Source organism: Mycobacterium sp. NGS29 (assembly GCF_059812965.1).
This window is the reverse complement of record NZ_JCALDR010000004.1, coordinates 98,197-119,177: the sequence shown is the minus strand read 5'-3', so window position 1 is coordinate 119,177 and position 20,981 is coordinate 98,197. Positions and strand designations below refer to the sequence as shown.

Annotated in this window: 20 protein-coding genes and 2 tRNA genes; 11 read left to right on the top strand and 11 right to left on the bottom strand. The window is 67.2% G+C overall.

The window, feature by feature from the left end; translation table 11 throughout:
• Nucleotides 1-33: 33 nt before the first annotated feature.
• The 4 genes from AC5Y5Z_RS07120 to AC5Y5Z_RS07105 are packed head-to-tail and all read left to right on the top strand — an operon-like array spanning nt 34 to nt 3,737.
• Nucleotides 34-477: a nuclear transport factor 2 family protein gene (locus tag AC5Y5Z_RS07120; protein ID WP_499924192.1), complete on the top strand. Its 444-nt coding sequence runs from the start codon at nt 34-36 to the stop codon at nt 475-477.
• Nucleotides 478-482: 5 nt separating this feature from the next.
• Nucleotides 483-1,664: a sulfotransferase family protein gene (locus AC5Y5Z_RS07115; protein ID WP_499924189.1), complete on the top strand. Its 1,182-nt coding sequence runs from the start codon at nt 483-485 to the stop codon at nt 1,662-1,664.
• Complete coding sequence (locus AC5Y5Z_RS07110) at nt 1,661-2,905, top strand: DUF1214 domain-containing protein (RefSeq protein WP_463827060.1); 1,245 nt, start codon at nt 1,661-1,663, stop codon at nt 2,903-2,905. The genes AC5Y5Z_RS07115 and AC5Y5Z_RS07110 overlap by 4 nt, the downstream gene beginning before the upstream one ends.
• 1 nt (nt 2,906) lies before the next feature.
• Nucleotides 2,907-3,737, top strand: a complete 831-nt coding sequence (locus AC5Y5Z_RS07105) for an oxidoreductase (protein ID WP_499924187.1) — start codon at nt 2,907-2,909, stop codon at nt 3,735-3,737.
• A gap of 7 nt (nt 3,738-3,744) precedes the next feature.
• Here AC5Y5Z_RS07105 and AC5Y5Z_RS07100 read toward each other — a convergent pair whose 3' ends face one another.
• Entirely contained in the window at nt 3,745-4,428 is a 684-nt protein-coding gene (locus AC5Y5Z_RS07100) for a uracil-DNA glycosylase (RefSeq protein ID WP_499924185.1), read from the bottom strand.
• A gap of 168 nt (nt 4,429-4,596) precedes the next feature.
• Nucleotides 4,597-5,553, bottom strand: coding sequence for a thiamine-phosphate kinase (locus tag AC5Y5Z_RS07095; protein WP_499924183.1), 957 nt, complete (start codon nt 5,551-5,553; stop codon nt 4,597-4,599).
• Between the two features lie 95 nt (nt 5,554-5,648).
• Here AC5Y5Z_RS07095 and AC5Y5Z_RS07090 point away from each other — a divergent pair, with 95 nt between their 5' ends.
• Nucleotides 5,649-6,194: a DUF3515 domain-containing protein gene (locus tag AC5Y5Z_RS07090; RefSeq protein ID WP_463827064.1), complete on the top strand. Its 546-nt coding sequence runs from the start codon at nt 5,649-5,651 to the stop codon at nt 6,192-6,194.
• A gap of 17 nt (nt 6,195-6,211) precedes the next feature.
• Here the strand turns inward: AC5Y5Z_RS07090 and AC5Y5Z_RS07085 are convergent, their stop codons facing one another.
• Nucleotides 6,212-7,321 carry a D-alanine--D-alanine ligase family protein gene (locus AC5Y5Z_RS07085; protein WP_463827065.1) on the bottom strand — a complete coding sequence of 370 codons (1,110 nt, stop codon included), beginning with the start codon at nt 7,319-7,321 and terminating at the stop codon, nt 6,212-6,214.
• Between the two features lie 65 nt (nt 7,322-7,386).
• Nucleotides 7,387-8,394: an NAD(P)H-dependent glycerol-3-phosphate dehydrogenase gene (locus tag AC5Y5Z_RS07080; RefSeq protein ID WP_473139993.1), complete on the bottom strand. Its 1,008-nt coding sequence runs from the start codon at nt 8,392-8,394 to the stop codon at nt 7,387-7,389.
• Between the two features lie 117 nt (nt 8,395-8,511).
• Here AC5Y5Z_RS07080 and cofC point away from each other — a divergent pair, with 117 nt between their 5' ends.
• The 3 genes from cofC (at nt 8,512) to mutT1 (ending at nt 12,464) form a co-directional block, all read left to right on the top strand.
• A complete protein-coding gene (cofC, locus tag AC5Y5Z_RS07075) occupies nt 8,512-9,150 on the top strand; it encodes a 2-phospho-L-lactate guanylyltransferase (protein WP_499924178.1) in 639 nt (212 codons plus the stop codon).
• Nucleotides 9,151-9,226: 76 nt separating this feature from the next.
• Nucleotides 9,227-11,482 carry an RNA degradosome polyphosphate kinase gene (locus AC5Y5Z_RS07070; protein ID WP_463827068.1) on the top strand — a complete coding sequence of 752 codons (2,256 nt, stop codon included), beginning with the start codon at nt 9,227-9,229 and terminating at the stop codon, nt 11,480-11,482.
• 49 nt (nt 11,483-11,531) lie between these two features.
• On the top strand, nt 11,532-12,464 hold the full coding sequence (gene mutT1, locus AC5Y5Z_RS07065) for an 8-oxo-(d)GTP phosphatase MutT1 (protein WP_499924175.1): 933 nt from the start codon (nt 11,532-11,534) through the stop codon (nt 12,462-12,464).
• Between the two features lie 59 nt (nt 12,465-12,523).
• Here mutT1 and AC5Y5Z_RS07060 read toward each other — a convergent pair whose 3' ends face one another.
• The 3 genes from AC5Y5Z_RS07060 to leuC form a co-directional block, all read right to left on the bottom strand.
• The gene (locus AC5Y5Z_RS07060; RefSeq protein WP_463827070.1) at nt 12,524-13,180 is read right to left on the bottom strand and encodes an HU family DNA-binding protein; all 657 of its coding nucleotides are present in this window, start codon (nt 13,178-13,180) and stop codon (nt 12,524-12,526) included.
• A gap of 216 nt (nt 13,181-13,396) precedes the next feature.
• Nucleotides 13,397-13,990 (bottom strand): 3-isopropylmalate dehydratase small subunit, encoded by a 594-nt coding sequence (gene leuD / locus AC5Y5Z_RS07055; protein WP_463827071.1) that lies wholly within the window; start codon nt 13,988-13,990, stop codon nt 13,397-13,399.
• A 37-nt stretch (nt 13,991-14,027) separates the two neighbouring features.
• The gene (gene leuC, locus AC5Y5Z_RS07050; protein ID WP_499924170.1) at nt 14,028-15,449 is read right to left on the bottom strand and encodes a 3-isopropylmalate dehydratase large subunit; all 1,422 of its coding nucleotides are present in this window, start codon (nt 15,447-15,449) and stop codon (nt 14,028-14,030) included.
• 84 nt (nt 15,450-15,533) lie between these two features.
• Between leuC and AC5Y5Z_RS07045 the strand changes: the two genes are divergently transcribed.
• On the top strand, nt 15,534-16,235 hold the full coding sequence (locus tag AC5Y5Z_RS07045) for an IclR family transcriptional regulator (RefSeq protein WP_473140383.1): 702 nt from the start codon (nt 15,534-15,536) through the stop codon (nt 16,233-16,235).
• A 122-nt stretch (nt 16,236-16,357) separates the two neighbouring features.
• A complete protein-coding gene (locus tag AC5Y5Z_RS07040) occupies nt 16,358-16,876 on the top strand; it encodes a PPOX class F420-dependent oxidoreductase (protein ID WP_463827074.1) in 519 nt (172 codons plus the stop codon).
• A gap of 12 nt (nt 16,877-16,888) precedes the next feature.
• On the opposite strand, the gene AC5Y5Z_RS07035 is transcribed toward AC5Y5Z_RS07040, so the two are convergent.
• The 4 genes from AC5Y5Z_RS07035 to AC5Y5Z_RS07020 all read right to left on the bottom strand — a co-directional run bounded on the left by AC5Y5Z_RS07035 (nt 16,889) and on the right by AC5Y5Z_RS07020 (nt 19,489).
• Nucleotides 16,889-16,961 (bottom strand) — tRNA-Glu (locus tag AC5Y5Z_RS07035).
• A gap of 72 nt (nt 16,962-17,033) precedes the next feature.
• Nucleotides 17,034-17,105: transfer RNA gene (locus AC5Y5Z_RS07030), tRNA-Gln, on the bottom strand.
• 103 nt (nt 17,106-17,208) lie between these two features.
• Nucleotides 17,209-18,663 (bottom strand): glutamate--tRNA ligase, encoded by a 1,455-nt coding sequence (gene gltX, locus AC5Y5Z_RS07025; RefSeq protein ID WP_499924168.1) that lies wholly within the window; start codon nt 18,661-18,663, stop codon nt 17,209-17,211.
• 37 nt (nt 18,664-18,700) lie between these two features.
• Nucleotides 18,701-19,489: a fumarylacetoacetate hydrolase family protein gene (locus tag AC5Y5Z_RS07020; RefSeq protein ID WP_473140385.1), complete on the bottom strand. Its 789-nt coding sequence runs from the start codon at nt 19,487-19,489 to the stop codon at nt 18,701-18,703.
• A gap of 244 nt (nt 19,490-19,733) precedes the next feature.
• Between AC5Y5Z_RS07020 and AC5Y5Z_RS07015 the strand changes: the two genes are divergently transcribed.
• Entirely contained in the window at nt 19,734-20,969 is a 1,236-nt protein-coding gene (locus AC5Y5Z_RS07015; protein WP_499924166.1) for an MFS transporter, read from the top strand.
• The last annotated feature ends 12 nt before the right edge of the window (nt 20,970-20,981 follow it).

Here is a 20,981-nt window from a genome sequence, read left to right as displayed (position 1 = left end):
AGTCAGACTGATGGCGTCGAGGGCGGTTCGAAGGTGAGTGACAGCGCGACAGAGATCACCAACCTGATCTACACCTACGCCGAGCGGCTCGACGGCGGCGACCTGGACGGCGTCGCCCAGCTCTTCGAGCACGGCCGCATCTGCGGGATGGAAGACGGGCCGCCCGAGACCGTGTTCGCCGGATCGGCCCGGGTGCGCGAGATGTATGACATGGCCACTCGCATCTATGAGGACGGCACCCCCAAGACCAAACACAACACCAGCAACGTGCAGTTGTACATCGACGAGGCCGCCGGGACCGCCCGCAGTACCTCGTATTACTGCGTCACCCAAGCCACCCCCGAGCTGCCCCTACAGGTGATCGTGACCGGACATTACAAAGACACGTTCCACCGGCTCGACGGCGTGTGGCACTTCGACTGCCGCGTCATGTTCGTCGACCAGGTCGGCGACGTCAGCCAGCACCTGAAGCTCTGACCCTGGTGGGCAACGCCTCCGCACCCTTCGACGCCGCGGCCATCCTGGCCGACGCGCAACGCAAGGAGTCGCTGACCGATTGGGGGCCAGGCGAATTCGAGCGGCCGCTGCGCGTGCTGCTGGACGACTACCCGAACGCCGGGCTCAACGATATCGGCACCTACATCCTGCGCTCCGGCATCGTGCACAGCCTGCGGATGCGGTTGCGTACCCAGGAATGGGTCCGGCGGCACCCCGACATCCTGGCCGAACGACTGGCGCCGCCGATCGTCGTGGTCGGCATGATGCGCAGCGGAACCACACTGCTGCAACGCCTGCTGGCGGCCGACCCGCGCTTCAGCTGCGCGTACGGCTGGGAGGTCGTCGAGGTCGCACCAAAGCTAGGCTACCGATTCGACGGGCTCGACCCCCGCATCGCGATCAGCGAAGGGCGCGAAGCGAAATCGCGGGAATTGGCGCCGGACCTGTTCCGGATCCATCCGATGTATGCGCGGGAAGCCGAGGAGGAGATCGTCTTCCTGGCCGATGCGTTCCTGTCCCACGTTCCCGAATCCGGCGCGCACCTGCCGCACTACCGATCCTGGCTCGACGACCAAGACTTCACCCCGGCCTACCGGCACCTACACCGGATGCTGCAATTCCTGCAGTGGCAGAAGCGGCAGCGCGGGGAACAACCGCAGCGCTGGGTGCTGAAATCGCCGGCCCACCTGGGCTATCTGGATCTGCTGCGCACGCAGTTCCCCGAACTGCACCTGGTGCACATGCACCGGGACCCGCGCACCACCATCGCCTCGGGGGCCGGCCTGAACGCCACCCTGCACGCGATGCACGCCGACACCGTCGACCTCCCCCGGGTGGGCGCGCAGTGGCTGGAGCGGATGGGATGGACCAACGACAGGGCGATGACGGCGCGGGACGGCTGGGGACCGGAGCGGGTCACCGACATCGGGTTCGACGATGCGGTCGCCGATCCGATCGGGCAGGTGTCCCGCGTTTACGAGTCGATCGGGCTTCCGCTGACGTCCCACGCCGAGGACGCGATGCGACGCTGGCTGCGCGAACGTCCCCGCGAGCCGGCGCGCCCGCCCTACGGTCTCCAGACCTACGGTTTGCAGCCCGAACTGGTAGACGAGCGATTCAGTCTGTACAACAAGCGATTTCACGAATACACAAGGAGGAGCCAGTGAGTGATGACCCGGTCGCCACGGCATCGCAGCACGAACAGGAACTGGCCGCCCTCGAGCTGATCGAGCACCCCACCGTCAAAGCCGCCTATGCCGACGTCGCGCAGACCTGGCTGGGCCGCGCCAAGGCGTCGGACGCGATGCGCGAGCGGTTCGACGATGCGTTCGCCGAGGTGATGTTCTCGGCGGCGGTGTGGTCGTCCAACCAGGACAAGCTGCGACCCAAGGTCAGCTGCATCACCCGACTGGCGCACCCGGTGGACGGCCGCGCGATTCCCGGATCACGGTGGGGCATCGACAATCCCGACAGCGTGTACCGGGTTATCCCGATCTCCGGCGACGAGCGCTACGAGATCCACGGTCGCGTCGGCGAACACCGCATGACCGAGAATTACTTCACCCTCTGGGATGCGAACATGGGCACCGTCGATGTGCTCAACGGCCGCACCATGGCGGTCGATTCCGACGGCAGCTTCACCATCACCGTCGACGCCGAACCCGCCGGGGGGCGACCCAATCACGTGCGGACCACTGCGGCCGCGCACGAGTTCTACATCCGCGACGTTTTGCTGGACTGGGGCCGTGACGACCCCAATCACCTTGCGGTGCAACGCCTTGGCGCTGCACCGTCGTCCCCGGCCCGCACCCGTGACGAGCAGGCCGAGGCGACCGCGGCGATGATGGCGTACTTCGCGAATTTCACCGGCAAGCTCAGCCACGGCGCCTACAAGATGCCCGCCAACCGGTTCGAACTGGCGTGGTCGGCAGACACCGACGGCGCCATGCGCAACCAGTTCTATGTGATGGGCCGCATCGACCTCGCCCCGGACGAGGCCTTCGTGGTGGACGTCAACGATGGTGGCGCCGAATACTTCACGGTGCCGCTGAGCAACATCTGGGGTACCACGCTGGACATCGTCGACCGCACCGGAAGCCTCAACAAGGCGCAGTCGGTGGCCAACGAGGACGGCACCTACACCTATGTGATCTCCCCCGAGGATCCCGGTGTGGCGAACTGGATCGACACCGACGGTCTGCGCGAGGCCATCCTGACGTTGCGGATGGCCGAGTTCGGCGAGACCGGACCCCGTGCGGGTCTGGGTGCGCACGGGCGGGTGATCAAGCGCGACCTGCTCGACGCCGAGGTACCGAACCTGCCGCGGGTGACCGAGCAACAGCGTAAAACCGAACTCGCCGAACGCCGCAGGGCGTATCTGCGGCGACTCCCGGAAGGGACACTTTGATATGGCACGCTGGTTGGTCACCGGTTGCTCCACCGGGTTCGGCCGCGAGATCGCCCGCGGTGCCCTGGAAGCCGGACACAGCGTCGTCGTCACCGCACGTAACGCCGATGCGGTGCGCGACTTCGTCAACGAGTTCGGCGACCGGGCCCTGCCCGTGGCTCTCGACGTGACCGACGCCGGCCAGATCGCCGCCGCGGTCGCCGCGGCGGAGGAGACCTTCGGCGGCATCGACGTGCTGGTCAACAATGCCGGCCATGGCTATCTGTCGGCGGTGGAGGAGGGTGAGGACGCCGAGGTGCGAAAGCTCTTCGACGTCAACTACTTCGGTGCCGTCGACATGATCAAGGCGGTGCTCCCGGCGATGCGGGCCCGCGGATCGGGCCATGTCGTCAACATCTCGTCCATGACGGGGCTGGTGGCCAACCCGCCCAACGCCTACTACTCGTCGACCAAATTTGCGCTGGAGGCGGTGACCGAAGCGCTTGCGCAGGAGGTCAAGCCGCTGGGTATCAAGGTGACCGCCATCGAACCGGGCGCCTTCCGCACCGACTGGGCGTCGCGATCGATGAAGGAATCCAGCACTCCCATCGCCGATTACGCCGACGTCGCCGCCCGCAAGGACCTCATCAAGCAGTTCGCCGATCACCTGCCGGGTGACCCACGCAAGGTGGCCGAGGCGGTGCTGATGGTCACCGAACTCGACGAACCGCCACTGCGGCTGTTGCTGGGCCGCGACGTGCTCAAAGCGATGCGCGACAAGATCGCCGCGATGTCGGCCTCGATCGAGGAGTGGAAGGCCGTCACCAAGGACGTCAACTTCCCCGGCGGGTAGGCGCGCGCTAGGGCAGCCGCCAGTCGATCGGGTCGGCGCCCATTCGCGCCAACAGTTCGTTGGCGCGACTGAACGGTCGCGACCCGAAGAAGCCGCGCGAGGCCGACAACGGCGACGGATGCGGTGATTCGATGAAGGCGCAGTCGCCGTCGGCCAGCATAGGCTTGAGGGTTGAGGCGTCGCGTCCCCACAGAATCGCCACCATCGGCTTCTGGCGACCGACCAGGGCGCGAATCGCGCACTCCGTCACCGCCTCCCATCCCTTTCCGCGGTGCGACGCCGGGGTGCTGGGCCGCACGGTGAGCACCCTGTTCAGCAGCAAGACGCCCCGTTGCGCCCACGGGGTGAGATCTCCGCACGACGGCGGCGGGTAACCGAGGTCTTTGGCGTACTCGTCGAAGATGTTGGCCAGGCTGCGCGGCAGCGGCCGCACGTCTGGCGCGACCGAGAAGCTCAGGCCCACCGCATGCCCGGGCGTCGGGTAGGGATCCTGGCCGACGATCAGTACCCGAACGTCATCGAACGGAAAGGTGAAGGCACGCAGCACGTTTGGTCCGGCGGGAAGATATCGCCGGCCGGCGGTGATCTCGTCGCGCAGGAACTGGCCCAGCTGGGCCACCTGGTCGGCGACCGGCTCGAGTGCGCTCGCCCAGCCCGCTTCGACCAGTTCGGGCAACGGACGGGCGGTCACGGCGACCCGGGCTGGTTGAAGGCGTAGACGGTCACCGCGCCACCCTAACGCGCGTCGTGCCGCGCACGGTGAGACCGAGACTGCACTGGTGGCACCGAGCCTGCACTCAGAGTGCCGACACGCCGAGGAGCGCCAGCCCTGGATACCGGCTCGGCGCCGGCAACGGCCTCACCCCGCGAAAGACTCCCACCCCGCATGACCCGTCCAGTCGACACCGTCGACCATCACCCGCGCCGGCCCGTCGAGCACCCGTCCGATCACCCGCCACGAGTCGGGCACCGCATCGCTGAAACACGCCACCAGGGCGTGGTCTTCCCCGCCGCCCAGCACCCATGACCAGCCGTCGACACCCACCGCCGCGGCAGCGCCGGTCACCGCATCGTGATCGGCGGCCAATGACGCAGCCGACAGATCGATGGCAACGCCGGAGGCCTTCGCGACGTGCCGCAGATCCGAGATCAGTCCATCGGAGACGTCGATCATCGCTGTGGCGCCACCGGCCGCGGCGATCGCCCCCTGACCGTAGGGCGGTTGCGGCACCAGATGCCGACGGCGTAGCTCGCGGAATTCCTCAATGCCGTTGCGCCACAATTCATATCCTGCTGCGGATCGGCCCAGTTCACCGGTGACCGCAACCACCGACCCGGGCCGAGCCCCCGACCGCATGACCGGCGCACGACCGTTCAGGTCACCCAGCACCGTCACCGACACCACCCACTGCGGGCAGCTCACCAAATCCCCGCCCGCGATGCCGGCGCCGATCCGGTCCGCCTCGTCCCACATGCCGTCGACCAGGGCGATCACTTCGGCCGTCGGTGTACTGCCGGGCGCCCCGAAACCCACCACGAACGCGGTGGGTCGCGCACCCATCGCCTCGATGTCGGCGGCGTTCTGCGCGATGGCCTTGCGGCCGACGTCGTGCGGCGACGACCAGTCCAGCCGAAAGTGCCGGTCCTGCACCAGCATGTCGGTCGAGACCACGGTTCCCGACACCACGGCCCCGTCGTCCCCGGGGCCCAGGGTGACCGCGGCGGGCTGCCGGCGGTCGCGCACCAGACGCTCGATCACGGCGAACTCACCGGACTGCTGCAGCGTCGGGGACTGCCCGGCCGCGTCGTCGCTCACCCCGCCTCCTCCCGCATGCGGCCCGACGAACCGGTACGTTGGTTCCCTGCCGGTTCGGGCGGACCGCGTCAGTGTAATTGCGGAGGTAACCAGCAGTGGCAGGCAACTCCGAGCCCGGCGGCCCACCGCGCGCCGCGCTGATCGCCGCGCTGGTGCTGGCCGTGGCGACGATCGGGGCGCTCCTGGTCGTCGCGGTCAACCGCCGCGCACCGCGGCCACCGGTCGTCATCGCGGCGGCTGCGGCCCCGCAGGCGGCGAGCCCCGAGTGTCAGGCGCTGCTCGCCGCCCTGCCGCAGCGACTCGGCGACTACCAGCGCGCGGATCTGGCGCAGCCCGCTCCCGATGGCGCCCGCGCCTGGCGGTCCGACGGCGGTGCCGTGGTGCTGCGCTGCGGCATGCCGCGTCCGGCCGGCTTCGTGGTGGGCGTACCGATCCAGGGCGTCGACCGGGTGCAGTGGTTCCAGGTGTCCGAGCCGGCCGGCACCCACGGGACCGAATCGACCTGGTACACCGTGGACCGTCCGGTCTACGTGGCACTGACCCTGCCCGGCGGATCGGGGCCGACGCCGATTCAGGAACTCTCCGCCGTCATCGACCGCACCCTGGCCGCGGTCCCAATCGACCCCGCCCGGCCCGGCTAACGGCTATCGGCTATCGGCTAACGCAGCCCCACACCCCGCGCCAGCGCCGTGTCCACCATGGTGGCCAACAGGGTCGGATAATCGACGCCGCTTGCCGCCCACATCCGCGGGTACATCGAGATGGTGGTGAAGCCCGGCATCGTGTTGATCTCGTTGATCACCGGGCCTGCGTCGGTCAGGAAGAAGTCCACCCGGGCCAGGCCCTGGCAGTCGATGGCGGCGAACGAACGAATCGCCAACTGCCGCACCGTGTCCGCGATGTCGTCGTCGACCTTTGCCGGCACGTCCAGTTCGGCGGCGTCGTCGAGGTACTTGGTGGCGAAGTCGTAGAAGGAGTCCTCGCGACCCCGCACCCCGGCCACCCGGATCTCACCCAGTGTGCTGGCTTCGATTGTGCCGTCCGGCATTTCGAGCACCCCGCACTCCAGCTCGCGACCACTGATGGCGGCCTCCACGATCACCTTCGGGTCGTGGCGGCGGGCCTGCGCAATCGCGTCGGGCAACTGGTCCCAACTCGTCACCCGGCTGACCCCGATGGAGGAACCCCCGCGCGCGGGTTTGACGAACGCGGGCAGTCCCAACCGTTCGCGTTCCTCGGGGTGCAACGTCGGCTGGGACGACCGCAACACGGTGTAGTCACCCACCGGCAGGCCCTCGGCGACCAGCAGCTTCTTGGTGAATTCTTTGTCCATCCCGGCCGCACTGGCCAGCACGCCGGCGCCGACGTACGGCACGCCGGCGAGTTCGAGCAGGCCCTGAATGGTGCCGTCCTCGCCGTAGGGGCCGTGCAGGACCGGGAACACCACGTCGACCGCGCCCAGCACTTCGGTGGCGCCGGGCCGCAGCGACACCAGTTCGCCGCCGCGCTGCGGGTCGGCCGGCAGCGCCAGTTCGGTACCCGATTCCGGGCTCACCGCAGGCAGTTGCCGGTTGCTGATCGTCAACGCGTCGGGGTTGCCGTCGGTGAGCACCCACGAGCCCTGCGGCGTGATGCCGATCGCGACCACCTCGAACCGCTGCGGGTCGAGATTGCGCAGAATGCTGCCCGCAGACACGCACGAAATGGCGTGCTCGTTGCTGCGGCCGCCGAAAACGACGGCGACGCGCACCCGATTGCTGGCAGTCACAACCTGGAGACGCTACCGGTTGCGGCGCCGCGTCGCGGGATTGCGCAGGTCAGCGGAGAGTCATTTCACTCCGGCTTGGTGCTGCGGCCCAGCAGCAGGGCGATCGCCTCGTTCACCGACAGGCCCTTGTGGCATACCCGGTGCACGGCGTCGGTGAGCGGCATCTCGACGTCGTAGCTGGACGCCAGCGCCAGCACCGACTGGCAGGACGTGACGCCTTCCACGACGTGCCCGTCCTTGCTGTGCAACGCCGAGGACACGGTGTCCCCGCGGCCCAGGCGTTCGCCCAGCGAGCGGTTGCGCGAGTAGGGCGAGGTGCAGGTTGCCACCAGGTCGCCCACCCCGGCCAGACCCGCCAGGGTTGCGCCTTTGGCGCCCAGGGCAAGACCCAGCCGCATGATCTCGGCCAGCCCGCGGGTGATGATGGCTGCGACGGTGTTTTCGCCCAAGCCCACCCCGACCGCCATTCCGCAGGCCAGCGCGATCACGTTCTTGCAGGCACCGCCGATTTCGGTGCCCACCACGTCGGAGTTGGTGTACGGGCGGAAATAGCCGCTGTTCAAGAACCGTTGCAGCGCGACGGCACGCCCGGAGTCGTTGCAGGCGACGACGGTGGCGGCCGGCTGGCCCTGCGCGATCTCGCTGGCCAGGTTGGGTCCTGAGATCACCGCGACCTGCGCGGCGTCGACTCCGGTGACCGAGACGATGACCTGGCTCATCCGCATCAGGGTGCCCAGCTCGATGCCTTTGGCCAGGCTGACCAGGGTGGCACCGTCGGCCCACATCCCGTTCCAGTTCTCCAGGTTGGATCGCATGGTCTGCGCCGGGACTCCGAGCAGCACGGTGGTCGCGCCGGTGAGGGCCTCCTCGGCGTCCGACGTGGCGCGAATCCCGGCCGGCAGGTGCATACCGGGCAGGTAGTCGGGATTGGACCGGGTGGCGTTGATCCGCTTGGCGACCTCCGCCCGCCGCGCCCACAGGGTGACCTCTCCCCCGGCATCAGCGAGCACCTTGGCCAATACGGTGCCCCACGCACCGGCGCCCATCACCACGACAGTTCCCGTGCCGGTCATCCACCCTCCCGGAGCTCTGCGGCCACCGTCACTCTGGCGCGACGCTCGCCTGCCGGCATCACGCTAGCTTGACACTCGCAGGCGTTGCGCCCAAGCCTCGCTGGCAGGATGGCCCCCATGGGCGGCGCAGGCGGAGATGTGGGGTTGATCATCGCCGTCAAACGGTTGGCTGCCGCCAAGACCCGGCTGGCGCCGGTGTTCTCGGCCCCGACCCGCGAAGCGGTGGTGCTGGCCATGCTGGTCGACACGCTGACCGCCGCGGCCCGGGTGGAGTCGTTGCACTCGATCGTGGTGATCACACCGGACGAGGCCGCCGGGGCGGCCGCATCCGGGCTCGGCGCCGAGGTGCTGACCGACCCCACCCCGGCGGGTGATCCCGATCCGTTGAACAGCGCCATCGTCGCCGCCGAACGTTCGATGGCCGCGAGCATTCCCAATCTTGTTGTGCTGCAAGGTGATTTACCGGCATTGCAGTCCCAGGAGCTGGCCGAGGCGGTCGCAGCCGCCCGCGCGCACCAGCGCAGCTTCGTCGCCGACCGGGCCGGCACGGGGACCGCGGCACTGTGTGCCTTCGGCACCCCGCTCGATCCCCGGTTCGGGCCGGATTCCGCCGCGCGACACCGGCATTCGGGTGCCGTCGAACTCACCGGAGCGTGGCCCGGTCTGCGCTGCGACGTCGACACACCGGCCGACCTGGCCGCCGCGCGCCGCCTCGGGGTGGGCCCGGCGACCGCGCGCGCGATCGCGCACCGCTGATTCCCCGCAGCAGCAATCCGCGGGACGGCAGACACGGCCCAACATGTCCGCTCGGTGAATCGCATCTCAACGCCAGATGGATGGGTTGCCGATCTCCCAGGACTGGTGGCCTCGCCCACGGGTAATAGGCAATGATCGCAGGGTGACCGAAATCGAAGCCCCACCCCAAGCGGATGCATCCACCCACGAGGGTGCTCGGCAGTCAGGCGACTCGGCACCTGCAGCACCGCCGGCGGCGACTCCCGCCGCGATCAACGACCCGCTGCCCGACGAGCGCTACCTGAATCGGGAACTGAGCTGGCTGGACTTCAACGCCCGGGTGCTGGCGCTGGCCGCCGACAATTCGATGCCCCTGCTGGAGCGCGCCAAATTCCTGGCGATCTTTGCTTCCAACCTGGATGAGTTCTACATGGTTCGGGTCGCCGGCCTCAAACGCCGCGACGAAATGGGGCTGTCGGTCCGCTCGGCCGACGGACTGACGCCGCGTGAGCAGTTGCGGCGCATCGGCGAACAGACCCAGCAGATCGCCAGCCGCCACGCCCGGGTGTTCCTCGACGAGGTATCCCCCGCGCTGGAGGAAGAAGGCATCTACATCATCACGTGGGCCGACCTGGACGAGGCTGAGCGCGAACAGTTGTCGACGTATTTCCACGATCAGGTCTTCCCCGTCCTGACCCCGCTGGCCGTCGACCCCGCCCACCCGTTCCCCTTCGTCAGTGGGTTGAGTCTGAACCTCGCGGTCACCGTCAAACAGCCCGACGACGGCACCCAGCACTTCGCCAGGGTCAAGGTGCCCGACAACGTCGACCGCTTTGTGGAGCTGGAAACGAAAGCGGAATCCGACGGCGAGCGGCGCGAGCGGGGCATCGTGCGATTCCTGCCGATGGAGGAGTTGATCGCCGCTTTCCTCCCAGTGCTGTTCCCCGGCATGGAGATTGTTCAACATCACACGTTCCGCATCACCCGCAACGCCGACTTCGAAGTGGAAGAAGATCGCGACGAAGACCTGTTGCAGGCACTCGAGCGGGAGTTGGCACGACGGCGCTTCGGTTCGCCGGTGCGACTCGAAGTTGCCGACGACATGACCGAGAGCATGCTCGAACTGCTGCTGCGCGAACTCGATGTCCATCCCGGCGACGTCATCGAAGTGCCTGGGCTGCTGGACTTGTCGTCGCTGTGGCAGATCTACGGGGTGGACCGTCCGGCCCTGAAGGACCGGGCGTTCGTGCCGGCCACCCATCCAGCCTTCGCCGACCGGGAGACCCCGAAGAGCATCTTCGCGACCCTGCGCGAAGGCGATGTGCTGGTGCACCATCCCTACGATTCGTTCTCCACCAGCGTGCAGCGCTTCATCGAACTGGCCGCCGCCGACCCCAACGTGCTGGCCATCAAACAGACGCTGTATCGCACGTCCGGTGATTCGCCGATCGTGCGGGCGCTCATCGACGCCGCCGAAGCCGGCAAGCAGGTGGTGGCACTGGTGGAGATCAAGGCGCGCTTCGACGAACAGGCCAACATCCGTTGGGCGCGAACGCTGGAGCAGGCGGGGGTCCACGTTGTCTACGGATTCGTCGGGCTCAAGACGCACTGCAAGACGTGCCTGGTGGTGCGCCGCGAAGGTCCGATCATCCGGCGGTACTGCCACGTCGGAACCGGCAACTACAACGGTAAGACGGCACGACTGTACGAGGATGTCGGGCTGCTGACCGCCGATCCCGACATCGGCGCCGACCTGACCGACTTGTTCAACACCCTGACCGGCTACTCGCGCAAGCTCACCTATCGCAATTTGTTGGTGGCACCGCACGGAATTCGCACCGGCATCATCGAGCGGGTAGAGCGTGAAGTCGAGGCCCACCGGCGGGGCAATGACGCCAGGATCCGGTTGAAGATGAACGCCCTGGTCGACGAACAGGTCATCGATGCGCTCTACCGCGCATCACAGGCCGGTGTGCGGGTGGAAGTGGTGGTGCGCGGCATCTGCGCGCTGCGCCCCGGTGCCGCAGGTTTCTCCGAAAACATCAGCGTCCGCTCGATTCTCGGCCGTTTCCTGGAGCACTCGCGGATTCTGCATTTCAACGCCATCGGCGAATTCTGGATCGGCAGTGCCGACATGATGCATCGCAATCTCGACCGTCGGGTCGAGGTCATGGCACAGGTCAAAGACCCGCGATTGACCACACAGCTCGACGAGTTGTTCCAATCCGCACTGGATCCGTCCACCCGCTGCTGGGAATTGGGATCCGACGGCCAGTGGACGGCCTCGCCGCGGGAGGGACTGAGCGTGCGCGATCATCAGGTGTCCCTGATGGAGCGGCACCGCAGCCCCTGACCCGTCCAGCCGCGTCAAGACCTGTTCGAATTGATCTGCAGGAGTTGAGGTGTCGTCCCAGAATTCGTCGGCCCGCCGTGGCCGCATCGTGCACGCCGCGGGAGCGGTGCTGTGGCGACCGACCCGCGAATCAGGTAAGTCGGTCGAGATCGCGGTGATCCACCGGCCCCGGTACGACGACTGGTCGCTGCCCAAAGGCAAGGTGGATCCGGGTGAGACCCCGCCGGTGACCGCCGTGCGCGAAGTGCTCGAAGAGACCGGCCATCACAGTCAGCTGGGCAGGTACCTCACCACGATCACCTACCCGATCGACCAGCGCGTCAAGAAGGTGTACTACTGGGCCGCCAGAAGCACCGGCGGGACCTTCGCCGCCGGGGACGAGGTCGACGATCTGCTCTGGCTGCCGGTGTCCGAGGCCATGAAGAAGCTCGGCTACGCACAAGACCGAAAGGTATTGCGACGGTTCACCAAACAGCCGGCGGACACCAAGACCGTGCTGGTGGTGCGGCACGGTACCGCCGGCAGCAAGGCCCGCTACCGCGGCGACGACACCAAACGACCGCTGGACAAGAAAGGCCGCGCGCAAGCTGAGGCGCTGGTGGCCCAGCTACTGGCTTTCGGCGCCACCGACGTCTACGCGGCCGACCGGGTGCGTTGCCACCAAACCGTGGAACCGCTTGCCGAGGAACTGGGCGTGACCATTCACAACGAACCGCACCTCACCGAAGAGGCCTACGCCAAGAACGCCAAACGCGGCCGACAGCGGGTGCTGCAGATCGCCGGACGGGCCGGCACACCGGTGATCTGCTCGCAGGGCAAGGTGATTCCGGATCTGATCGGATGGTGGTGCGACCGCAACGGGGTGCGGTCGGACAAGGCCCGCAACCACAAGGGCAGCACCTGGGTGCTGTCGTTGTCGGGCGGTCGGCTCATCGCCGCCGACCACATCGGCGGGGCACTGGCCCCCAACGTGCGCACCTGACAACGCAAATACCCTCCGGTAGGCATCGCTGCCCGCCGAAGGGTATTCGCGTGTGAGTGCTACTTGCGACCGCGGCGTGTGGCGGCGGCCTTCTTGGCCGGAGCCTTCTTGGCCGGCGCCTTGCTGGCGGCCTTCTTGGCCGGAGCCTTGGTCGCGGCCTTCTTGGCCGGCGTCTTGGTCGCGGCCTTCTTGGCCGGAGCCTTAGTCGCAGCCTTCTTCGCCGGAGCCTTAGTCGCAGCCTTCTTGGCCGGCGCCTTGGTCGCAGCCTTCTTCGCCGGAGCCTTAGTCGCAGCCTTCTTCGCCGGAGCCTTGGTCGCGGCCTTCTTGGCCGGCGCCTTGGTCGCAGCCTTCTTTGCCGGAGCCCGCTTGGCGGTCGTCTTCTTCGCCGCACCCGCGACTACGCCACGCTTCACTGCGGGACCGTCGGCCGGGAGCTTTTGTGCGCCAGCCACAACCGCTTTGAATTGGGCACCTGGACGGAACGCCGGAACCGATGTGGGCTTCACCTTCACGGTCTCACCGGTGCGCGGGTTGCGGGCAACGCGGGCTGCGCGGCGACGCTGTTCGAAGACACCGAAACCAGTAATCGTGACGCTCTCGCCCTTGTGCACCGCACGCACAATCGTGTCGACGACATTCTCGACAGCGGCGGTGGCCTGCCGGCGGTCTGAGCCCAATTTCTGTGTGAGCACATCTATGAGCTCTGCTTTGTTCATCCAACCCTCCGAAGCCAGTGGTCCTCGATTTGGAACCGACTAGAGGACACGGTAAACCCTTTGCTGGCAAATTGCCAAGAGCCACGCGCAATTTCAAGCGCGAATGACTGCAATTTCGGCAATCCGATTGCCGCCCTTGGCCGGTGGCGCCGATGTGAATTGCGCTTGTTTGGCGCGCGCCGGCCCGGTTGGAATTCCAGACCTCAAGGGGGTCGGTCAGATTGGCGCCGTGCGCGGCTTCCACACCGGGCGCGATGCCTCGAACGCTTCGATTTCATCGAGTTTCCGCAGCGTAAGGGCTATATCGTCGAGTCCTTCCAACAATCGCCACGCGGTGTGATCGTCAATCCTGAACGGCAACACCGCCGTTCCCGCGGTGATATTTCGATCTTGAAGATTGACAGTGATTTCCAGCCCCGGGCTCTGCTCGATCAGCTTCCAGAGCAGCTCGACCCCGTCTTGATCGACTTCGGCGGCCAGCAGACCCGCCTTGCCGGCGTTGCCGCGGAAAATGTCGCCGAAGCGAGAGGAGATAACCACCCGGAATCCGTAGTCCATGAGCGCCCAGACCGCGTGTTCGCGTGAGGATCCGGTTCCGAAATCGGGTCCAGCAACCAAGACCGAGCCTCGGTCAAAGGGACTGAGATTGAGCACGAATGACGGATCCGAACGCCAGCTGGCGAACAAACCGTCCTCGAAACCGGTTCGGGTGACGCGCTTCAGAAAGACGGCGGGAATTATCTGATCGGTGTCGACATTGGACCGCCGCAGCGGCACACCGATTCCGGTGTGGGTGTGAAAGGCTTCCATCTTCTTCCCCTATTTCTCAGCGTGAAATCAAAGTCGGTCAGGTCAAGTCGGCGGGCGCGGAGAGCGTGCCGCGAACGGCAGTGGCCGCAGCGACCGCCGGGGACACCAGGTGCGTCCGGCCGCCCTTGCCCTGTCGCCCTTCGAAATTGCGGTTCGACGTGGCGGCGCAACGCTCTCCGGGCGCGAGCTGATCAGGGTTCATGCCCAGGCACATCGAGCAGCCGGCTTGGCGCCATTCGGCGCCGGCCGCGGTGAAGATGTCCCCCAGCCCTTCGCTTTCGGCCTGTGCGCGCACCCGCATCGAGCCCGGCACCACCAGCATCCGCACCCCCGGCGCCACCTTGCGCCCGCGCAGCACGTCGGCCACCACCCGCAGGTCTTCGATCCGGCCGTTGGTGCAGGATCCGACGAACACGGCGTCGACCGCGATGTCGCGCATCGCCGTCCCGGGCCGAAGGTCCATGTACGCCAAGGCTTTCTCCGCGGCCTGGCGTTGTGCATCGTCGGTCATCAACTCGGGGTCCGGCACCGCCGCAGCCAGCGGCACCCCCTGGCCCGGGTTGGTCCCCCAGGTGACGAACGGACTGAGCGAGGATGCGTCGAGGTAGACCTCGGTGTCGAAAACCGCGCCCGGGTCGGTACGCAGCTGCTGCCAATAGGCGAGTGCGTGGTCCCAGTCGGCGCCCTTCGGGGCGTGCGGGCGACCACGCAGGAATTCGTAGGTCGTTTCGTCGGGAGCCACCATGCCTGCGCGGGCGCCGGCTTCGATGCTCATGTTGCAGACCGTCATCCGGCCTTCCATGGACAGCGACTCGATGGCACTGCCCCGGTATTCGATGACATATCCCTGTCCGCCACCGGTTCCGATCTTGGCGATCAGCGCGAGGATGATGTCTTTGGCGCTCACCCCGGCAGGCAGCTGTCCGTCGACGTTGACCGCCATCGTCTTGAACGGTCGCAGCCGCAGCGTCTGCGTGGCCAGCACGTGCTCGACCTCAGATGTCCCGATCCCCATGGCGATTGCCCCGAATGCGCCGTGCGTCGAGGTGTGGCTGTCTCCGCACACGATCGTCATGCCCGGTTGGGTGAGGCCCAGTTGCGGACCGACGACATGCACGATGCCCTGCTCGATGTCACCCATCGGGTAGAGCCGGACACCGAATTCGGCACAGTTGCGCCGCAACGTCTCCACCTGGGTGCGGGAGACCAGGTCGGCGATCGGCTTGTCGATGTCGACCGTCGGCACGTTGTGGTCTTCGGTGGCGATCGTCAGATCGGTCCGCCGTACTCGACGGCCGGCCAGCCGCAACCCGTCGTAGGCCTGCGGACTGGTGACTTCGTGCACCAGATGCAGGTCGATATAGATCAGGTCGGGTGCGTTTCCTTCACCCGACACCACGACGTGGTCGTCCCAGACCTTCTCTGCCAGGGTTCGGGGGTTGTCTTTCGCAGCACACATATGCGCATTGCCTCGATTCGTCGATTGCGTCCCACACCGATCCGTCGGGCTGGATCTCAGTATGTGAGACGCTAGTATCTATATATGAGACAGCATAGCGGGATCGGCGTCCTCGACAAAGCGGTGGGCGTCCTGCACGCGGTCGCGGAATCCCCCTGCGGGCTCGCCGAACTGTGCGAGCGGACCGGCCTGCCCCGGGCCACCACCTACCGGGTCGCAGCTGCCCTGGAGGTGCATCGGCTGCTGGGACGCGACGAGGACGGCCGCTGGCGGCTCGGTCCGGCGGTTACCGAACTGGCCGGGCACGTCAACGATCCGCTGCTGGCCGCGGGTGCCGCCGTGCTGCCCCGGTTGCGGGAAACCACCGGCGAGAGCGTGCAGTTGTACCGTCGCGAAGGCACCATGCGGGTGTGCGTGGCAGCGCTGGAACCTGCTGCCGGGCTTCGCGATACGGTGCCCGTGGGCGCCCGGTTGCCGATGACGGCGGGTTCGGCCGCCAAAGTGTTGCTCGCGCACAGCGATGCGGCCACTCAGCAGGTGGTCTTGCCGGACGCCAAGTTCAGCAGCCGGACGCTGGCTGACGTGCGCCGGCGCGGCTGGGCACAGAGCGTGGCCGAACGCGAGCCCGGTGTGGCCAGTGTCTCGGCACCGGTGCGCGACAGCCGCGGCATTGTGACGGCGGCCATCTCGGTGTCCGGCCCGATCGACCGGATGGGCCGGCGGCCCGGGGCGCGTTGGGCCGCAGATCTGTTGGCGGCTGCCGAGGAGCTGACGCGGCGGCTGTGAATTCCGCACCGAGACTGCACTCAGGACGGGCAGATCACAAAAACTGCGGCCTCAATACAGGCTCGGCGCCATCAGTGCAGGCTCGGCGCAGGCGTGCACCGGCGACCTGACACACTGACGCCATGGGAACCAATCAGCGCGCGAGCATCGTCATGTCCCCCGACGAGATCGCCGAGTTCGTCGCCAACAGCCGTACCGGCACGCTGGCCACCATCGGTCCCGACGGCCAACCGCACCTGACGGCCATGTGGTACGGGGTGCTGGACGGCGAGATCTGGCTGGAGACCAAGGCCAAGTCGCAGAAGGCCGTCAACCTCAAGCGCGACCCGCGGGTGAGTTTCCTGATCGAAGACGGCGACACCTACGACACGCTGCGCGGGGTGTCCTTCGAAGGCACCGCTGAAATCGTCGACGATCCCGACACCTCGCACCGCGTCGGCGTCAGCGTGTGGGAGCGCTACACCGGTCCCTACAGCGACGAGATGAAGCCGTTCGTCGAGCAGATGATGAACAAGCGCGTCTGCGTGCGCATCGTCAGCAACCGCACCCGGTCCTGGGATCACCGCAAGCTGGGAATGCCCCCGATGCCGGTGGGTGGCTCGACCGCTCCGGCTGTGCGCGGAACCCAGCAGACTGGGTGACGCGCAATGTTGTAGCCCCGATGGGATTCGAACCCACGCTACCGCCGTGAGAGGGCGGCGTCCTAGGCCGCTAGACGACGGGGCCGGACACGATCCGGAGAGTCAGCATAGCCGAACACGGAAACCCCACCTAATCGGTTGACCCGGTGGGATCTTGCTGGGGTACCAGGACTCGAACCTAGAATGGCTGAACCAGAATCAGCTGTGTTGCCAATTACACCATACCCCATCGGCCGCCTAAAACCGCTGCTCAGAGCCCGTTAACGGGTGATACCCGCATCCGGTGCCGCTGAGGCCGGCCAGTTGAAGCCGAAGTGCACACTACCAAAGATTCAACCGGCCACGTCGCGCGCGGCCCGCAGCCGCTGCAGGCTGCGGTCGCGACCCAGCAGTTCCAGCGACTCGAACAACGGCGGGCTGATGGTGGTTCCGGTGGCAGCGACCCGGATCGGGCCGAACGCCTTGCGCGGTTTGAGCGCCAAGGTCTCGATCAGCGCGCCCTTGAGGGCTTCCTCGATCTGCGGGGTGGTCCAGTCGGTCAGCGAGTCCAGCGCCGCAATGGCGGCGTCGAGCACCGGGCCCGCGTCGGGTCCCAGTTCCTTGGCGGCGGCCTTGGGGTCGAGCGCGTACTCGTCGTCGTTGAGGAATTTCAGCAGACCCCACGCGTCGCCGAGCACCACGATGCGGGTCTGCACCAGCTCGGCCGCGGTAGCGAAATCCGCATCGGTCAAGCCCAGGCGATGGCCGTGCACATCCAGATAGCTGCGCAGCCGTGCGGTGAAATCGTCGACGGCGAGCCGGCGGATGTGCTCGGCGTTCAGGGCGTCGGCCTTCTTCTGGTCGAACCGGGCCGGGTTGGAGTTGACATCCACCACGTCGAACGCGGCGACCATCTCGTCGAGGCTGAACAGGTCGTGGTCGTCGGCGATCGACCAGCCCAGCAACGCAAGATAATTGAGCAGCCCTTCGGGGATGAAACCGCGGTCGCGGTGCGCGAACAGATTGGACTGCGGGTCACGCTTGGACAGCTTCTTGGTTCCCTCACCTAAAACAGTTGGGAGATGGGCGAATTGCGGGGTACGCTCGGCCACCCCGATCCGGATCAGCGCCTGGTACAACGCGAGCTGGCGCGGTGTGGACGGCAGCAGATCCTCGCCGCGCAGCACGTGGGTGATCTTCATCAGTGCGTCGTCGCACGGATTCACCAAGGTGTACAACGGATCTCCGTTGGCGCGCGTCAACGCGAAGTCGGGTACCGAGCCCGCTGCGAACGTGGTGGGTCCGCGCACCAGGTCGTCCCAGCTGAGGTCCTCGTCGGGCATCCGCAACCGCACCACCGGATGTCGGCCGTCGGCGAGGAACGCCGCGCGCTGCGAATCGGTCAACTGGCGATCGAAGTTGTCGTAGCCCAGCTTTGGATTGCGGCCGGCGGCGACGTGGCGCGCCTCGACCTCCTCCGCCGTCGAAAACGCGTAGTAGGCCTCGCCCGCCTCGAGCAGTCGGGCCACCACGTCCCGGTACAGATCGCCGCGCTGCGACTGCCGGTAGGGCGCGTACGGCCCGCCGACCTCAGGTCCTTCATCCCAGTCCAGGCCCAGCCAACGCAGGGCATCGAGCAGCGCCGCGTAGCTCTCCTCGCTGTCCCGGGCGGCGTCGGTGTCTTCGATGCGGAAGACGAAGGTGCCACCGGTGTGTCTGGCATAGGCCCAGTTGAACAGCGCGGTGCGCACCATTCCGACGTGCGGCGTGCCGGTGGGCGACGGGCAGAACCGAACTCGTACTGTCACGACTTTCCTTTGCGCACTACAGGATTGGTGTTGTGAATCACAGGGCCGGCTTGCGTACCACCGGATTCGACAGCGTACCGATGCCCTCGATGGTCACCGAGACAGTGTCGCCGTCCTCGATCGGACCGACCCCGGCGGGCGTTCCGGTGAGGATGAGATCGCCTGGGAGCAGGGTCATCACCGCCGAGATCCATTCGACGACCGCGCCGACGTCGTGAATCATCAGCGAGGTGCGGGCATGCTGCTTGACCTCGCCGTTGACGTCGGTGCGCAGTTCCAGATCCGCCGGGTCCACATCGGTGACGATCCAGGGCCCGACCGGGCAGAAGGTGTCGTGACCCTTGGCGCGGGTCCATTGCCCGTCGGACTGCTGTTGATCGCGCGCCGACACGTCGTTGCCGATGGTGTAGCCCAGGATGTTGTCGGCGGCCTGTGCCGCCGAGACGTCCTTGCACGGACGGCCGATCACCGCCGCCAACTCTCCTTCGTAGTGCACGGTGGATGCGTTGGCGGGCAATCGGATCGGCACGTTGGGTCCGATGATCGCGGTATTGGGCTTCATGAAGATGACCGGGTCGGCGGGAGCGACACCGCCCATCTCGGCGATGTGGTCGGCGTAGTTCTTGCCGATGCAGACGACCTTGCTGGCCAGAATCGGGGCCAGCAGCCGCACGTCGGCCAGCGGCCAGCTGCGGCCGGTGAAAGTCGGCGTGCCGAACGGATGCTCGGCGATCTCGCGGACCGTCATCGCACCCGGATCGTCGAGTGGGCCTTCGATGCTGACAAACGCGACTCCGTCAGGACTGGCGATTCGACCAAGGCGCATTCGGATCAGCCTAGCGAGGGTCGCGAGCGCGGCGAAGCCGGGCGCTGCAGGCCCTCGCCATCAGATCTAGCCGGGTGACGATGCGGGGCCGCAGGCCCCGAGGAGGAACCCGGCCCTCAGACCTAGCGAGGGTCGCGAGCGCGGCGAAGCCGGGCGCTGCGGGCCCTCGCCATCAGACCTAGCGAGGGTCGCGAGCGCGGCGAAGCCGGGCGCTCATGCCCGGGTTGTGTGCAAGCATTGCTTGATGTCATCGGACGCGACCAGCGCCGTTAAGCGCTGGTCGATGGTGGTCGTCGCCCTCGTCGTCACCTCCAGTGCGTTCAGCTTCATCAACGCGGTCCCGTTCATGATTCCGGCGCTGGAAGCCGCGCACGGCACCCCGCTGTCCGAAACCGGGCTGCTGTCGGTCATGCCGAGCCTGGGCATGGTGGTGACGTTGATCGGCTGGGGCTACGTCGCCGACCTCATCGGCGAGCGGATCGTGCTGACCCTGGGCTCGATCATCACCGCGGCGGTTGCGTATGCCGCCTCGGCGGTGGATTCCCTGTTGGTGATGGGCGTGTTGCTGTTCCTCGGCGGCATGGGCGCGGCGAGCTGCAATCCCGCGTGTGGCCGGCTGGTGGCGGGCTGGTTCCCGCCCGAGCAGCGCGGTTTGGCGATGGGCGTACGCCAGACGGCGCAGCCGCTGGGGATCGCGATGGGCGCGCTGGCCATTCCCCGACTCGCCCAACATGGTCCACCCGCGGCCGGCTTGTTGTTTCCGGCGTTGGCGTGCGCGATGTCGGCGGTGGTCGCCGCCGTCGTCGCGCACGACCCGCCGCGTAAGCCGCGCACCGAGGCGCACGACGGCGAGCTTTCGAGCCCGTACCGCAACTCCGCGGTGTTGTGGCGGATCCACGGGCTGTCGGCGCTGATGGTGATGCCTCAGTCGGTGACCGTGACGTTCATGCTGGTGTGGCTGGTCCGAGAGCACGGGTGGCCGCTCGAGGATGCCGGCACGTTGGTGACCGTCACCGCACTGCTGGGCGCGGTGAGCCGCATCCTGGCCGGCCGGTGGTCCGACCGCATCGGTTCGCGTATGCGACCGATCCGCCTGGTTGCGCTCGCCACCAGCGTGGCCCTGATGCTGCTGGCGTTCACCAATGACTTCTATCCCCCGCTGGCCGTGGGGCTGATGGTCGCCGCCGCGGTGATCACAGTGATGGACAACGGCTTGGAGGCGACCGCGATCACTGAGGTCGCCGGACAGTTCTGGAGCGGCCGTGCACTGGGTGTGCAGAACACCACACAACGACTGATGACCCTGGCCGGTCCGCCGATGTTCGGCGTGATCATCGGAGCATTCGGCTTTCCGGTGGCGTTCGCGCTGTGCGGCCTGTTCCCGCTGGCCGCCGTACCGGTGGTGCCGACCGGACTGGTACCACCCGGGCTCGAGGAGCGGGCGCAGCGACAATCCGCCGGTCGCCGGGTGGTTCGGTAGCCCATCGCGCCG

Bases quoted from the DNA above. Each gene is read 5' to 3' on its own strand.
- AC5Y5Z_RS07105 (WP_499924187.1), top strand. From the start codon at position 2,907: ATGGCACGCTGGTTGGTCACCGGTTGCTCCACCGGGTTCGGCCGCGAG.
- AC5Y5Z_RS07080 (WP_473139993.1), bottom strand. From the start codon at position 8,394: ATGACCGGCACGGGAACTGTCGTGGTGATGGGCGCCGGTGCGTGGGGC.
- cofC (WP_499924178.1), top strand. From the start codon at position 8,512: ATGGGCGGCGCAGGCGGAGATGTGGGGTTGATCATCGCCGTCAAACGG.
- AC5Y5Z_RS07070 (WP_463827068.1), top strand. From the start codon at position 9,227: ATGGATGGGTTGCCGATCTCCCAGGACTGGTGGCCTCGCCCACGGGTA.
- AC5Y5Z_RS07060 (WP_463827070.1), bottom strand. From the start codon at position 13,180: ATGAACAAAGCAGAGCTCATAGATGTGCTCACACAGAAATTGGGCTCA.
- leuD (WP_463827071.1), bottom strand. From the start codon at position 13,990: ATGGAAGCCTTTCACACCCACACCGGAATCGGTGTGCCGCTGCGGCGG.
- leuC (WP_499924170.1), bottom strand. From the start codon at position 15,449: ATGTGTGCTGCGAAAGACAACCCCCGAACCCTGGCAGAGAAGGTCTGG.
- AC5Y5Z_RS07045 (WP_473140383.1), top strand. From the start codon at position 15,534: ATGAGACAGCATAGCGGGATCGGCGTCCTCGACAAAGCGGTGGGCGTC.
- AC5Y5Z_RS07040 (WP_463827074.1), top strand. From the start codon at position 16,358: ATGGGAACCAATCAGCGCGCGAGCATCGTCATGTCCCCCGACGAGATC.
- AC5Y5Z_RS07020 (WP_473140385.1), bottom strand. From the start codon at position 19,489: ATGCGCCTTGGTCGAATCGCCAGTCCTGACGGAGTCGCGTTTGTCAGC.
- AC5Y5Z_RS07015 (WP_499924166.1), top strand. From the start codon at position 19,734: ATGTCATCGGACGCGACCAGCGCCGTTAAGCGCTGGTCGATGGTGGTC.